Origin of the sequence: Bradyrhizobium sp. B097, from assembly GCF_038957035.1 — a bacterium.
GTDB lineage: Bacteria > Pseudomonadota > Alphaproteobacteria > Rhizobiales > Xanthobacteraceae > Bradyrhizobium.
This window is the reverse complement of record NZ_CP152412.1, coordinates 3,078,343-3,092,037: the sequence shown is the minus strand read 5'-3', so window position 1 is coordinate 3,092,037 and position 13,695 is coordinate 3,078,343. Positions and strand designations below refer to the sequence as shown.

General features: G+C 63.1%; 13 protein-coding genes. 6 read left to right on the top strand and 7 right to left on the bottom strand.

The features are described from left to right. Positions 1-41 precede the first annotated feature (41 nt). The 5 genes from AAFG07_RS14300 to AAFG07_RS14280 all read left to right on the top strand — a co-directional run bounded on the left by AAFG07_RS14300 (position 42) and on the right by AAFG07_RS14280 (position 5,498). A complete protein-coding gene (locus AAFG07_RS14300) occupies positions 42-1,631 on the top strand; it encodes an ABC transporter substrate-binding protein (RefSeq protein ID WP_342727833.1) in 1,590 nt (529 codons plus the stop codon). A 59-nt stretch (positions 1,632-1,690) separates the two neighbouring features. Beyond that, positions 1,691-2,626 (top strand): ABC transporter permease, encoded by a 936-nt coding sequence (locus AAFG07_RS14295; protein ID WP_342727832.1) that lies wholly within the window; start codon positions 1,691-1,693, stop codon positions 2,624-2,626. Positions 2,627-2,693: 67 nt separating this feature from the next. Then, on the top strand, positions 2,694-3,515 hold the full coding sequence (locus AAFG07_RS14290) for an ABC transporter permease (RefSeq protein WP_223968980.1): 822 nt from the start codon (positions 2,694-2,696) through the stop codon (positions 3,513-3,515). After that, a complete protein-coding gene (locus tag AAFG07_RS14285) occupies positions 3,512-4,492 on the top strand; it encodes an ABC transporter ATP-binding protein (RefSeq protein WP_342727831.1) in 981 nt (326 codons plus the stop codon). The genes AAFG07_RS14290 and AAFG07_RS14285 overlap by 4 nt, the downstream gene beginning before the upstream one ends. Then, complete coding sequence (locus AAFG07_RS14280) at positions 4,485-5,498, top strand: oligopeptide/dipeptide ABC transporter ATP-binding protein (protein ID WP_342727830.1); 1,014 nt, start codon at positions 4,485-4,487, stop codon at positions 5,496-5,498. Before AAFG07_RS14285 ends, AAFG07_RS14280 begins: the two co-directional genes overlap by 8 nt. Here AAFG07_RS14280 and AAFG07_RS14275 read toward each other — a convergent pair. Beyond that, positions 5,483-6,169 carry an invasion associated locus B family protein gene (locus AAFG07_RS14275; RefSeq protein ID WP_342727829.1) on the bottom strand — a complete coding sequence of 229 codons (687 nt, stop codon included), beginning with the start codon at positions 6,167-6,169 and terminating at the stop codon, positions 5,483-5,485. The two genes, AAFG07_RS14280 and AAFG07_RS14275, sit on opposite strands and share 16 nt — an antisense overlap. Before the next feature lie 404 nt (positions 6,170-6,573). Here AAFG07_RS14275 and AAFG07_RS14270 point away from each other — a divergent pair, with 404 nt between their 5' ends. Beyond that, positions 6,574-7,038 (top strand): GNAT family N-acetyltransferase, encoded by a 465-nt coding sequence (locus AAFG07_RS14270; protein ID WP_342727828.1) that lies wholly within the window; start codon positions 6,574-6,576, stop codon positions 7,036-7,038. Positions 7,039-7,143: 105 nt separating this feature from the next. Here the strand turns inward: AAFG07_RS14270 and AAFG07_RS14265 are convergent, their stop codons facing one another. From AAFG07_RS14265 to xoxF5, 6 genes are all read right to left on the bottom strand, one after another. Further along, positions 7,144-8,286, bottom strand: a complete 1,143-nt coding sequence (locus tag AAFG07_RS14265) for an epoxide hydrolase family protein (RefSeq protein ID WP_342727827.1) — start codon at positions 8,284-8,286, stop codon at positions 7,144-7,146. Positions 8,287-8,363: 77 nt separating this feature from the next. Next, positions 8,364-9,317, bottom strand: coding sequence for a hypothetical protein (locus tag AAFG07_RS14260; protein WP_342727826.1), 954 nt, complete (start codon positions 9,315-9,317; stop codon positions 8,364-8,366). Between the two features lie 151 nt (positions 9,318-9,468). Beyond that, positions 9,469-10,032 (bottom strand): S-(hydroxymethyl)glutathione synthase, encoded by a 564-nt coding sequence (gene gfa / locus AAFG07_RS14255; protein ID WP_092115643.1) that lies wholly within the window; start codon positions 10,030-10,032, stop codon positions 9,469-9,471. Positions 10,033-10,065: 33 nt separating this feature from the next. Then, on the bottom strand, positions 10,066-11,175 hold the full coding sequence (locus AAFG07_RS14250; RefSeq protein WP_092125859.1) for an S-(hydroxymethyl)glutathione dehydrogenase/class III alcohol dehydrogenase: 1,110 nt from the start codon (positions 11,173-11,175) through the stop codon (positions 10,066-10,068). Positions 11,176-11,225: 50 nt separating this feature from the next. Continuing rightward, a complete protein-coding gene (locus AAFG07_RS14245) occupies positions 11,226-11,702 on the bottom strand; it encodes a c-type cytochrome, methanol metabolism-related (protein ID WP_342729154.1) in 477 nt (158 codons plus the stop codon). Positions 11,703-11,826: 124 nt separating this feature from the next. Then, entirely contained in the window at positions 11,827-13,629 is a 1,803-nt protein-coding gene (xoxF5, locus tag AAFG07_RS14240; protein ID WP_342727825.1) for a lanthanide-dependent methanol dehydrogenase XoxF5, read from the bottom strand. Positions 13,630-13,695 lie beyond the last annotated feature (66 nt).

Sequence of the window (13,695 nt, the reverse complement as noted above, 5' to 3'; positions counted from 1 at the left end):
CAACTCGCTGATCGGAATGTTCCTGCATCGTTGGGGTAAACATGAAGTTCAAGTTGATTGCGATCGCGGTTGGCCTCGCGCTCGCACTCGCCGCCACGGCGGAGGCCCAGACACCGCGCAAGGGCGGGACCATTCGCATGACGGCGCCTTATGGCTCCAGCTTCACCAGCATGGACATCCACACGACACCGCGCGCCCAGGACGAGATCTACGCCAAGGCCCTGCACCGCTCGCTCTACATCTGGGACTCGACCGAGGGCAAGCCGGTTCTGGAACTTGCCAAGGAGGTCACCGTCTCGGGCGGAGGCCTCGTTCATACCTTCAAGCTGCGCGACGACGCCTATTTCCACAACGGCCGCAAGATGACGGCCGATGACATCATCTGGTCCTACAATCGCATCATGGACGGCACCAAGGCCTATCCCGGCGCGCGCTTTGCCCGCTTGATCGAGGGCGCGGCCGAGGTCGAGAAGGGCCAAGCCAAGGAAATCTCGGGCTTGAAGAAGATCGACGACTTCACCCTCGAAATGAAGCTGACCGAGAAAGTCGATCCCGCCTTCTATTTCTTCACCGCGTTGACCTCGATCTATCCGGCCGACGAGGGCGGCAAGGAAAGCTTCCTCCAGAAGCCGATCGGGCTTGGTCCATTCAAATTCGTCGAGCACGTGCCGGGATCGCGCATCGTGCTTGAACGCTGGGACCGGTTCTACAAGCCCGGCAAGCCATATGCCGACAAACTCGTGATATCGCTGATGGGCGAAGCCGCGGCACGCGACGTCGCCTTCCGCAACAAGGAGATCGACACCTCGGTGCTTGGGCCGGCACAGTATGTCGCCTATCAGGCCGACCCCAACCTCAAGGGCACCATCGTCGAGGTCGCCGAGGTCTTCACCCGCTATATGGGGATGAATCCCGCGTTCAAGCCATTCTCCGACAAGCGGGTTCGGCAGGCCGTCAACTACGCCATCGATGCCGATCTGATTATCAGCAAGCTGGTCAAGGGCAAGGCCTATCGCGCCACGAGCTGGCTGCCTTTGACCTCGCCGGCATACGACAAGGCCATGAAGCCCTACCCTTACGATCCTGCGAAGGCGAAGCAATTGCTTGCGGACGCGGGTTATCCCAACGGCTTTGAATTCGAATGGACCACCAGTCAGAACGAAAGCTGGGGCTTGCCGATCGTCGAAGCCGCGATCCCGATGCTGGACAAAGTGGGCATCAAGGTGAAGGTCAAGCAGGTCGAAACCGCGGTGCTGGCGGAGGTCATTCGCAAGGGCGACTTCCAGGCCTTCATCTATTCCCAGGCGACCGGCCCGGATCCGCAGGCAGCGCTCAAATGCTTCCACTCGGCGACGCCGCAATCGGCCTGCAACTACACGACCTTCAAGAACGCGGAGTTCGACAAGATGATCGATGCAGCGGGCCAGACCGACGATGCCGCAAAGCGCGTCCAGCTGTTGCAAAAGGCCAATGCGCTGCTCCAGGAGGAAGCGCCGATCTGGTTCTTCAACTACAACAAGGCGGTCATGGCGGTGCAGCCCTGGCTCAAGGGAATCCAGCTGGACGCAACGGAACTTACCCATCAAAACGTCGAAGACCTCTGGGTCGACGACACCTCGCCGGCGAAGTGACAGGTGCCAATCGCTCTCTCCATCATGTGAAATGATGGAGGGGATGAGGAAAACGTCGAATGCTCTCCTTCGCGATCCGTCGAGTCCTGCAAACCATTCCGACCGTGCTGGCTGTCGTGCTGCTGATCTTCGTGCTGTTCAGCGTCGTTCCGGGCAGCATCGTGTCGAGCATGGGCGATGACGGCCGCGGTCCGACGGACCCGCAGGTCGTGGAACGCATGAAAAAGCAGCTCGGCCTCGACGATCCCGTTTACGTGCGGTTCGGCTCCTATGTCGCCAAGCTCACGACAGGTGATTTCGGGACCTCGTTCCGAACCCGCGAGCCGGTCACGACCATGGTTGCCAAACGGATGTGGCCAACGCAGCAGCTGATCTTCGCAGCGCTGGCGTTTGCGATTGCGGTCGGCGTTCCGCTCGGTTTCATCGCCGCGCTGAAGCCGGGCAGCATCGTCGACACGCTCTCGATGGTCCTGGCGGTATCCGGCCTCTCGATGGCCAAATTCTGGCTCGGGCTTTTGCTGATGTATCTGTTTGCATTGAAGCTCGGCTGGCTGCCGAGCTTCGGCTATGGCGATGGCAGCCTTAAATATCTGCTCCTGCCTGCCGTGACCCTCGGCGTCTCGCCGATGGCGCTGCTGGCGCGGACGACGCGGGCAGCGGTGCTCGAGATCATGACCGCGGATTTTGTCCGGACGGCGCGTTCGAAGGGCATGAGCGAGACCCGCGTCGTGACGTGGCACGTGATGCGCAATGCCCTCGTCATCATTCTCACGGCGATCGGCCTGCAATTCGGCGTCGTGATGGGCCAAGCCGTCGTCGTCGAGAAATTGTTCTCCTGGCCGGGCATCGGCTCGCTGCTGGTCGACAGCGTCCTGCAGCGCGACATTCCCGCCGTCCAGGGCACCATTCTCGTGGTGGTGCTATTCTTCCTTGCCGTCAATACATTGGTTGACCTGCTCTACGGCGTGATCGATCCCAGGATCAGATACGCATGAACGGCGGCCAGTCTCATCGCGCCAGCGCACGATCGACCATGCAGCCTGCCACGGCGGAGCGGCCGCGATGAAGCTTGGAACCAGCGCGATCATCGGCGGGCTGTTATTCGCGCTTGCGATCTTCGTCGGCCTGTTCGCGCCCTGGCTTGCACATACCGATCCGGTCATGGGCGCCAACCTCATGAATGCGGAAGAACCGCCGAGCTGGATCTGGTGGTTCGGCACCGATGCGCAGGGTCGCGACATCTATTCCCGCGTCGTGCACGGCGCGCGCATCTCGCTGACGGTCGGCATCGTCTCGCAGCTCGTCAATAGCGTCATCGGCGTGACGCTGGGCCTGACCGCGGGCTATTGGGGCGGCTGGTGGGACGATGTCGTCAACGGGCTGACCAATCTGATGCTGGCCATCCCCTCGCTAATCTTCGCGCTCGCAATCATGGCGGTGCTTGGACCCGGCCTGACCAGCCTCCTGATCGCACTCGGACTGACCAACTGGTCCTTCACCTGCCGGATCGCACGCGCCTCGACGCTGTCGCTCAAGAGCCAGGGCTATGTGCAGGCTGCGCGCGTGCTCGGCTATGGGGATTTGCGCATCATGATCACGCAGCTGCTGCCGAACATGGTCGGCCCCATCATTGTCATCGGCACGCTCGGCATGGGCGGCGCGGTACTGGCGGAAGCCTCGCTTTCATTCCTCGGCCTCGGCATCCGTCCGCCCTATCCAAGCTGGGGCAGCATGCTGTCGGAGGCGCGCGACCAGATCACCACGGCGCCGTGGCTGTCGGTGTTCCCGGGCCTCGCCATCTTCCTGACGGTGCTCGGCCTCAATCTGCTCGGCGATGGCCTGCGTGACGTGCTGGATCCCCAGTCGCGGAGCCGGCGCGCATGACGGCCGCTCCGCTGATCGAAGTCGAGGACTTGCGCATCGATCTCGACGACGGCGCCAAGCATGTTGCGGCGGTCGAGGGCGTTTCATTCCGGATCGATCGGGGGGAGACATTCGGCCTCGTCGGCGAGTCCGGCTGCGGCAAGAGCATTACGGCACTCGCCTTGATCGGCCTGCTGCGCCGGCCGCTCTCGGTCGCCGCCGGTGCGATACGGTTCGAGGGCCGCGAGATTCAGGGACTTTCCGCGGCCGAGCAGCGGGCGCTGCGTGGCAACCGCATCGCCATGATCTTCCAGGAGCCGATGACCGCGCTCAATCCGGTCTCGCCGGTCGGCCGGCAGATCGCGGAGATGTTCGTGCTGCACAAGGGCAAGAGCTGGCGCGAGGCAAACCAGCTGGCCGTCGAGGCGCTGGCGAACGTGCGCGTCCCGGCACCGGAGCGGCGGGTGAAGGATTACCCGCACCAGCTTTCGGGCGGCATGCGCCAACGCGTGATGATCGCCATCGCGCTGGCATGCGATCCGGACCTTCTGATCGCCGACGAGCCGACCACCGCGCTCGACGTGACGGTGCAGGCGGAAATCATCGAGCTGATGCGCAATCTGTGCGCGGAGCGAGGCACGGCGATCCTGATGATCAGCCACGATCTGGGCCTGGTCGCCAACGTCTGCCGCCGCGTCGGCGTCATGTATGCCGGTCGCATTGTCGAGGAACGCGGCTCGGACGACATCTTCCGCGCCTGCGCGCATCCCTACACGCAAGGCCTGGTCGACTCGCTGCCACGGCTGGGGAGCCGCGCAGCGCTCGGCCGGTCGCGGCTCCGCGAGATCGCCGGCGTCGTCCCGGCGATCGCGGACTTTCCGAGCGGCTGCCGCTTCAATCCGCGTTGCGCACAGGCGACCGAGATCTGCCGGACCACCGCACCGGAAACGACATGGCTCGGTGCAGGCGGCCTCGTCAGGTGCCACCACCATGCATGAGCCCGCGGCGAAGCCTGACGACAATGTCATCCTCAGCGTCAAGGATCTCGCGGTGCATTTTCCGCTCGGCGGCGGCTTGCTGGGCGGCGGCCAGCGGCTGCTGCGCGCGGTCGACGGCATCGATCTCGAACTGAAGCGCGGTGAGTGCCTCGGTCTCGTCGGCGAATCCGGCTGCGGCAAGTCGACCGTCGCACTGTCGCTGCTTGGACTGCTGACGCCGACGCGCGGCCGGATCGTGCTCGACGGGCATGTCGTGACGGGCCAGCGATCGGTCGATCGAAAGCTCCTGGCGCGCACCGCCCAGATGGTGTTTCAGGACCCTTACGCCTCGCTCAATCCACGCCAGACCGTTCGCCGCACGCTTGAAGACCCGCTGCGCCTGCATGGCGTGACGGCCCAGAGCGAGATCGACGGACGCATTGCCGCGATGCTCAAACATGTCGGCTTGCGGCCCGAGCAGGCCGGCCGCTACCCGCATGAATTCTCGGGTGGCCAGCGCCAACGCATCGGCATCGCCCGCGCCCTGATCCTCAATCCCAAGATCGTCATCTGCGACGAGCCGGTCTCGGCGCTCGATGTCTCGATCCGTGCCCAGATCATCAATCTGCTGCTGGAACTGAAAGAGAGTCTCGGCCTCTCCTACATCATGATCAGCCACGATCTCGGCGTGGTCGAGCACATGAGCGACAGGGTCGCGGTCATGTATCTCGGCCGCATTGTGGAGGCGGGCGGCTGGCGCGAGATCTTCGAGCGGCCGGCCCACCCGTATACGCAGACCCTGATCGCCGCGATTCCAGATCCGCTACGCCGCGCACCGCTCGCGACGACAAAGGGCGAGCTTCCCAATCCGCTCAATCCGCCGGACGGATGTGCATTCAGTCCACGCTGTCGCTACGCCGAAGCGGTGTGCCAGCGCGAGCCCGGGCCTTCGCTTCAAACGCGCACCGACGGGCACGCGGTCCGGTGCTGGCGAGCTGACGAGATTGCCGCTCAACCTCCAAGCTGAATGGTGCGTTCCAGCGCCGCGGCGAAGCCGTTGAGAGGGACATTGAAGACGACGGCCTGCCCGTTACTGATGTTCTGCGCGGCGACGGTGAGCGTCTTGGCCTTGCTGATGGTGTCGGTCACGACCGTGGGAAAGGAAACCGGAAGCAAACAGCCTTGCGCGGTGCAGGTGGAGAACCGGGTCTGCTCCAGATCCTTGCCGTCGAGCTTGAGGACGGCCCCGGCGTCGAACTTCAGCCCAAACGGCATCAAGATGTTGCCTTCGGCCTTTCCGTCCCTGGCAAGCAACTCGATGGCGAAGATTTGCTGATTGGTCTCCTTGGAGGTCTGCGTCTGACTGAGGGTGCAGAGCTTGGCGCCGCCATCGAGCAGGCATTTGACGACCCAGTCTCCGTAGGTCTCGCTGACCGCGGATGCGCCCTTGGGAAGCTGGACGGGGCGGACCACGCCCTCCATCGCGGACGTCTGGCTCCTTGTGTCGATCGGAATCGAGACCGTGCCGCCGCCGGCATCCGATTTATCAGACGTTCGAGCGGCCTGCGCCGAACCGATGCCGGCGATGACGACGAGAGCTGCAATCGCCCGAAAACGTCTGTCTGTTGCGCTGACTCTCACCATGCCTTCGCTCCGCCTCGTCACATCTCGAAACCGAGATTTGCTTTGCGTGGGCATAATTCCCACGTATGTGAGGTACGTGTACTTGGAGAGCCGCCGACATGCAAGAGATTATCGCCGCCGCCGTGATTGTTGCGATTGTTGCATTCTGCGGCGGGTATTTCTGGGCCGTTGCGCGCGAAGCCAGGATCTCGAACAAGCAACGGCGGAAATGACAGCGGTGCTCGACGCTACGCACTGCGGCAAACTATCGCGACGGATCCGTCATTCCGGGGCTCGCGAAGCGAGAACCCGGAATCCATTCGTCCACAAAGCCAGCGGCCTGATGGATTCCGGGCTCGTGCTTCGCACGCGCCGGAATGACGAGGCTGGGTGGATTAACCACCCGCTACGCCGCTAACCCGCCCCACCCTTCCTCCCGCGATTTGCCCGCAGGACGCATTTTCAACTAAGGTCGCCGGATGGACATGCTCGTCAAGCTCTATGCCCTGCCCGATTCCCGGCCTGCCTACGATCGGCTGCTCAAGGCCGGAATTGTCATGCGCCGGGCGCTCGCGCCCGAAAAGCACAAGGTCACAGCCTGGGTACGGGAAACGTTCAGCGAGGCATGGGCCAGCGAAACCGAGGTCGCGTTCAGCCGCCAGCCGGTCTCCTGCTTCATCGCGATCCAGCAAAAGAAGATCGTGGGATTCGCCTGCCACGATGCGGCCTGCCGCAACTTCTTCGGTCCAACCGGCGTCACACCGAAGGCGCAGCAGGGCGGCATCGGCAAGGCACTGCTGTTCGCCTGTCTCGAGGACATGAAACACCAGGGCTTCGGCTACGCCATCATCGGCGGCGTCGGACCGGCCGAATTCTATTCGAAGGCCGTCGGCGCGGTGGCCATCGAAGGCTCCGCGCCGGGGATTTACCGGGGACTTCTGTAGCAGTTCGTAGGATGGGTAGAGCGCAGCGAAACCCATCATGCGCGCCGCACGCGAGGTCGATGGGTTTCGCTGCGCTCTACCCATCCTACGCGGATGACTACACAACTAGCGCAGCTTCCCGAAAAACTCCCGCACCTCGCCGACGAACAGCTCGGGCTGCTCGAACGCCGAGAAATGTCCGCCCTTCGGCATCTCGCGCCAGTGCTGGATGTTGGTGAAATTCGTCTCCATCCATTTGCGGACCGGCGTGACGATCTCCTTGGGGAACACGGCAACACCGGTCGGCACGCTCACCTTGTGCGGGGTTCGCTTGCCGGGCCCAAAGCTTTCCCAATAGAGCCGCGCCGACGATGCGGCCGTCTCAGTCACCCAGTACAGCATGACATTGTCGAGCAGTTCGTCGCGGCTGAGGATATTTTCCGGATGCCCGTCGCAGTCGGTCCAGGCCCAGAACTTTTCCAGGATCCATGCCGCCTGCCCGCTCGGCGAATCCGTCAGCGCGTAACCGAGAGTCTGCGGCCGGGTAGACTGTTGCTTGGAATAGCCGGAATCCCAGTCGGCATAGTATTTGATGCCGTTGAGCGCGCGGGTCTCCTCCGGCGTCGGCTGGCCCTCGACATTGGGCCGGGTCGACATCGCAAGCGTGATGTGAATGCCGGCGCAGTGTGCCGCGTCCTGCCCGCCGATCGCGGTCGTGACCGCTGAGCCCCAGTCGCCGCCTTGCGCGAAGTACCTGGCGTAGCCCAGCCGCTCCATCAGGACGGCCCAGGCCTTGGCGATGCGATCGACGCCCCAGCCTGTCGCAGCCGGCTTGGCCGAGAAGCCGAAGCCCGGCAAGGACGGACACACCACATGGAAGGCATCGGCCGTGCTGCCACCATGCGCCGTCGGATCGGTCAGCGGTTCGATCACCTTGTGGAATTCGACCACCGATCCCGGCCAACCATGGGTGATGAGCAATGGCCGTGCCTCGGGATGCTTTGAACGGACATGGATGAAGTGGATGGCGAGCCCGTCGATCTCGGTGGTGAACTGGCTGAATCGATTGAGCTGCGCCTCGCGCTGCCGCCAATCATAGGTCTCGGCCCAATAGTGGCAGACGTCCTTGATCCATTGCAGCGGCGCGCCCTGGCTCCAGTCGTCGACCAGCTCGGCTTCCGGCCAGCGGGTCCGGCGCAGCCGGGTGCGGAGATCCTCGAGGACATCGTCGCTGACGGCGATGCGAAACGGACTGATAGCGGTATTCATGGCGTCTCCCCGGGGCTCAAAAGCTGCCCCGGGGAACATAAGGTCGGACCGCCAGCCGATCAAATCGTCAGGTGACGCTACTTGCCGAGCGCCAACTCCAGCAATGCCTGGGCCTGCTTGGTGGCTTCGGTGAATGCCGGTTGTTCCGGGGCGTGCTGAACGAAACAGCGCTTGAATGCATCCTCGCCCTGCTGGCGCAGGTCGCCGAGCTTGTCATAGGCCTTCTTGTCGATCCGCTTCTGACGCAGCTTCTCGTCCGCTTCATCCGCCCGCTTGTTGTAGTCGGCGCGGATGCTAGCGCAGGCCGGCACTTTCACGGTGGGCTCGATCTCGCCATAGGCGATGTAGAACCTGCCGTTGGCGAGCGCTGCGACAAACACCTCATCGGCGCCCTCAGGCGTCGAGTCTTGGGTGCGGCCGGCCAGGAAACCGTAAGTCAGGGTGGCCGACGCCGGTTTGACGACCGGCAGCTCGTTGAAGTTGATCACGGCGGCGTCGGTCGAGATCGCCTGGGTGTAGAGGCCCTCGAACTTCAGGGCCGGTTCGATCTGCTGCGGCACATTCTTGCTGCCCTTGTCCCACCATGTCTTGTGCTCGTGCAGCCAGCGCGTGAACAGGGCTTCGGAGGTGACGATGATATGCGCTCTCGGCTCGACGAAGCTGCCGTCAGCGCGTTTCTCACCGATCTTGCCGCCGTCCCTGCCGGTGTCGGCATCGAAGCGCAGGCCGTCCAGCATGCCGAACCCCATATCGCCATTATATAGAGTGTCGAGGTTGAGCTGGGCCGGGGCAAAGCCAGGCCGGGCGGGCTGGGGCAGGATCGCGATCAGCTGCCCCTTCAGCTCGTCACGCGCGGCTGCCTCTGCCTTGTCGACGGCCTCGTCGATCTTGCCGTCCTTCTCCTGCTTGGCGAATTTGGCAATCGCAGCGTCGCGTGCGGCAAAGTAGCGGTCCTCCGGCGACGCGGCGCGGGCCGGCGAAAGGACCAGGATCGGGGATAGGACGAGGGCAAGGCGGAAAGTAAAATGCATGCCCTGTGGTCGCCCGCAGGGCATGCAAGGTTCAAGGTCACGGGTACTACCAACATATCCGTCGCCGGCAGGCCCTCTGCCGACGCCGAATCTCGTCAGGGCCGGCCGGTCGTGCCGCCCTTGTCAGGCTGTCGCGGTCAGGCTGCCTTGATCAGGCTGCCTTGGATTTCGCCACGTGGGTGGCAATCGCGTCCATCAGCGCCGGCGACAGGCAGTCATAGGGCTCGAGCCCGAGCTCCTTCAGCCGCGACCTGATCCCGGCCATGTCGGCCGGCTTGACGCCGGACTCGATCACCGACGAGACGAAGGCGGCAAATCCCGGAGCCGCAGAGCCTGACTCCTGGAACAGCTCGGGATGGATGAAGTCGAGGCCGTAGAACGGATGACCCTTGTTCTCGATCCGGCCGTACATGTGGGTGCCGCATCCGGTGCAGGCATGGCGCTGGATCACCGCCGCGGCATCGATGATCTTCAACTTGTCGCCGTTCTCCAGCACAGTGACGTTCTCGCGCGGGACGACCGCGACGACCGAAAACGTGGCGCCGGAAGGCTTCCAGCATTTGGTGCAACCGCAGGCGTGGTTGTGGGCGACGTCGCCCTTGACCCCGACCTTGACCTTCTTGTCCGCGCATTTGCAGACGAGTGTGCCGCCGGCAAAACTGCCGGAGCCTTGCTTGACGCCATTGTCGACTGACGGGTGGATATGAACAGTCATTGACCTATCCTCCTAGTGCTTGGTGTTTTGATTTTAGAACACGACGACCGAACGGATCGATTTGCCCTCGTGCATCAGGTCGAAGCCCTTGTTGATCTCGTCGAGCTTCAGCACGTGGGTGATCATCGGATCGATCTGGATCTTTCCGTTCATGTACCAGTCGACGATCTTCGGCACGTCGGTGCGGCCGCGCGCGCCGCCGAACGCAGTACCCTTCCAGACGCGTCCGGTGACGAGCTGGAACGGCCGGGTCGCGATCTCCTTGCCGGATTCCGCGACGCCGATCACGACCGATACGCCCCAGCCGCGGTGGCAGGCTTCCAGCGCCTGGCGCATCACGTTGGTGTTGCCGGTGCAGTCGAAGGTGTAGTCGGCGCCGCCGTCAGTCAGGCCAACCAGGTGCTGCACGATATCGCCGCTCACCTTGGTCGGGTTGACGAAATGCGTCATGCCGAACTGGCGGCCCCAATTGTCCTTGGAGTCGTTGATGTCAACGCCGATGATCTTGTCGGCGCCGACCATCTTGGCGCCCTGGATCACGTTGAGGCCGATGCCGCCGAGGCCGAACACGACGACGTTGGAGCCCGGCGTCACCTTGGCGGTGTTGACAACGGCTCCGACGCCGGTGGTGACGCCGCAGCCGATGTAGCAGCTCTTGTCGAACGGCGCGTCCTCGCGGATCTTCGCCACCGCGATCTCGGGCAGCACGGTGAAGTTCGAGAAGGTCGAGCAGCCCATATAGTGGAAGACCGTCTTGCCCTTGTAGCTGAAGCGCGAGGTGCCGTCCGGCATCACGCCCTTGCCCTGGGTGGCACGGATCGCGGTGCAGAGATTGGTCTTCTGGCTCAGGCAGCTTTTGCACTGGCGGCATTCGGGCGTGTAGAGCGGGATCACGTGATCGCCCGGCTTCACCGACGTCACGCCGGCGCCGACCTCGCGAACGATGCCGGCGCCTTCGTGCCCGAGGACCGAGGGGAAGATGCCTTCGCTGTCGAAGCCATCGAGCGTGTAGGCATCGGTGTGGCAGATGCCCGTCGCCTTGATCTCGACAAGGACCTCGCCGGCCTTGGGGCCTTCCAGGTCGAGCTCGACGAGCTCAAGCGGCTTCTTGGCTTCGAATGCAACTGCGGCGCGGGTCTTCATCTTAGTCTCCACAAAACATCAAACAGGTTTGTCATTCGCGCCGGTCACGCTCAGTTCTTGTTGCCCATGCAGGCGTCTTCAGCCTTTCCATAGGCATCCGACTTGTCTTCGTGCTTGGCCGGTCGAACACGCCCAACCGCATCATTGGCGCGGGCGCGCAGGTACACATAGAGGTCGTCCATGTAGCAGGCAACGTTCGGGTTATCGCCGAATGCCGGCATGACGTTTTCCTGCGACGTCGACACGTTCTTGCGCCCGCTCGCGACCACGCCCATGAAGTCGGGATAGCTCATGGTCTTCAGCGAATCCTTCAAAGCCGGCGCGTAAGTCGAGCCCATGCCGTCGGGACCGTGGCAGACGTGGCACTCCGAATGATAGCGGCGGTAGCCCGAGTAGGTGTACCAGTCCACCGTACCGTCGGACGCGACCTTGAACGTCGGGTTTCCTTCCTTGTCGAGATACTTGCCGTCCTCGGACTTGACGGCGGCCGGATCACCTACGTCCTCGGCGGAGGCAACTCCTCCCATTGCCACGACGAAGATCGCGGCAGTCACAAACCAGATCTTACGCAAAAGCATATCCTCGCGTGCGGATTGAAGACGGACCGGCGCATGGAGATCGCTCCATGCGCCGGAACGAGGGTTGCTCAGCTCACTGCGGCAGCGAGAACACGGTGAGCGTTCCGCCGAGCGCGGTGTAGTTGCTCAGCGCGGCGTAGCCGCCGACTGCACCGAGACCGGCCGTCGGATCAGTCAGACCGGCCGCGAGGCCGATGCCTGCCCAACCGCCAACACCCGACAGCACGGCGACGTACTGCTTGCCGCCGTTCTCATAGGTGGTGACGTTGCCGATGATGCCGGACGGGGTCTTGAACTTATAGAGCTCCTTGCCCGTCTTGGCGTCGACTGCCTTCAGGTAGCCTTCCAGCGTGCCGTAGAACACCACGCCGCCGGCGGTCGCGAGTGCACCCGACCAGACCGAGAACTGCTCCTTGTTCGACCACACGATCTTGCCAGTCTTGCCGTCCCAGGCGATGAAGTTGCCCATGTTGGTCTCACCGGGAGGCGGATACATCGACAGCGTCGCGCCGACATAGGGCTGACCTGCGGTGTAGCTCACCTTGAACGGCTCGTAGTCCATGCAGACGTGGTTGGTCGGCACGTAGAACAGCTGCGTGTCCGGCGAGTAGGCCGCCGGCTGCTCGTCCTTCGAACCCAACGCCGCCGGGCAGATGCCCTTGACGTTGTGGTCTTCGCCGGCCTTGTCGGTCGACGCTGCGTCAAGAACCTTCGGACGACCATAGGTCGGCGAGCTCTTGTTCATGTCGACGCCGGAGGTCCAGTTCACCTTCGGATCATACTTCTCGGCGACCAGCAGTTCGCCGGTGACGCGATCGAGCGTGTAGCCGAGGCCGTTACGATCGAAGTGCGTCAACAGCTTGCGCGCCTTACCGTCGATCGACTGATCCGAAAGGATCATCTCGTTGATGCCGTCATAGTCCCATTCGTCATGGGGCGTCATCTGATAGACCCACTTGGCAACGCCGGTATCCGGGTTACGCGCCCAGATCGTCATCGACCACTTGTTGTCGCCGGGACGCTGCTTCGGATTCCAGGTCGAGGGGTTGCCCGATCCGTAATAGACGAGGTTGAGTTCGGGATCGTAGGAGATCCAGCCCCAGGTCGCGCCGCCGCCGATCTTCCACTGATCGCCTTGCCACGTCTTCAGGCTCGAGTCCTTGCCGACCGGCTTGCCGAGCTCGGTGGTCTTGTCGTCGACCAGGATCTGGTCATCCGGGCCTTCCGAGTATCCGCGCCAGACCAGCTTGCCGGTCTTGATGTCGTAAGCGCTCATGTGAGCCTGGACGCCGAACTCGCCGCCTGAGATGCCGATCAGGACCTTGTCCTTGATCACCATCGGCGCGGAAGTGCCGGTGGACCCCTTGCTGGGATCGCCGTTCTTCACCGTCCATTCCACCTTGCCGGTCTTCGCATCGAGCGCGACCAGCGTGGTGTCGGCCTGGTGCAGGAAGATCTTGCCGTCGCCATAGGCAACGCCGCGATTGACCGTGTCGCAGCACATCACCGGAATGACGTTCGGATCCTGCTTCGGCTCGTACTTCCAGACGATCTGATTGTCCTTGGAAAGGTCAATAGCGTAGACCTTGTTCGGGAACGGCGTATGCACGTACATCATGTTGCCGATGATCAGCGGGCCGCCTTCGTGACCGCGCAGCACGCCGGTCGAAAACGTCCACGCTACCTGCAACTTTCCGACGTTCTGGGCGTTGATCTGATTCAGCTTCGAATAGCGCTGATTGGTGTAATCGCCGGTCGGCATCACCCAGTCTTTCGGGTTCTGCGTCATCTTGTGGAGTTCGTCATTGGCGTTGGCAGCTCCGGCGGCGAACACCGCCATTGCCCCAAGGCTGGTCGCGTAAAGCAACTTGCGCATCGTGGATTTCCTCCCAGGTTCATGAGCTCAAGGGTTTCCGCCGAAACGGCCCCACTTCTTCCATTT

What these genes read in the sequence shown, in the direction of transcription:
- AAFG07_RS14300 (WP_342727833.1), top strand. Translation starts at nt 42, where the DNA reads ATGAAGTTCAAGTTGATTGCGATCGCGGTTGGCCTCGCGCTCGCACTC.
- AAFG07_RS14295 (WP_342727832.1), top strand. Translation starts at nt 1,691, where the DNA reads ATGCTCTCCTTCGCGATCCGTCGAGTCCTGCAAACCATTCCGACCGTG.
- AAFG07_RS14290 (WP_223968980.1), top strand. Translation starts at nt 2,694, where the DNA reads ATGAAGCTTGGAACCAGCGCGATCATCGGCGGGCTGTTATTCGCGCTT.
- AAFG07_RS14285 (WP_342727831.1), top strand. Translation starts at nt 3,512, where the DNA reads ATGACGGCCGCTCCGCTGATCGAAGTCGAGGACTTGCGCATCGATCTC.
- AAFG07_RS14280 (WP_342727830.1), top strand. Translation starts at nt 4,485, where the DNA reads ATGCATGAGCCCGCGGCGAAGCCTGACGACAATGTCATCCTCAGCGTC.
- AAFG07_RS14275 (WP_342727829.1), bottom strand. Translation starts at nt 6,169, where the DNA reads ATGCCCACGCAAAGCAAATCTCGGTTTCGAGATGTGACGAGGCGGAGC.
- AAFG07_RS14270 (WP_342727828.1), top strand. Translation starts at nt 6,574, where the DNA reads ATGGACATGCTCGTCAAGCTCTATGCCCTGCCCGATTCCCGGCCTGCC.
- AAFG07_RS14265 (WP_342727827.1), bottom strand. Translation starts at nt 8,286, where the DNA reads ATGAATACCGCTATCAGTCCGTTTCGCATCGCCGTCAGCGACGATGTC.
- AAFG07_RS14260 (WP_342727826.1), bottom strand. Translation starts at nt 9,317, where the DNA reads ATGCATTTTACTTTCCGCCTTGCCCTCGTCCTATCCCCGATCCTGGTC.
- gfa (WP_092115643.1), bottom strand. Translation starts at nt 10,032, where the DNA reads ATGACTGTTCATATCCACCCGTCAGTCGACAATGGCGTCAAGCAAGGC.
- AAFG07_RS14250 (WP_092125859.1), bottom strand. Translation starts at nt 11,175, where the DNA reads ATGAAGACCCGCGCCGCAGTTGCATTCGAAGCCAAGAAGCCGCTTGAG.
- AAFG07_RS14245 (WP_342729154.1), bottom strand. Translation starts at nt 11,702, where the DNA reads ATGGGAGGAGTTGCCTCCGCCGAGGACGTAGGTGATCCGGCCGCCGTC.
- xoxF5 (WP_342727825.1), bottom strand. Translation starts at nt 13,629, where the DNA reads ATGCGCAAGTTGCTTTACGCGACCAGCCTTGGGGCAATGGCGGTGTTC.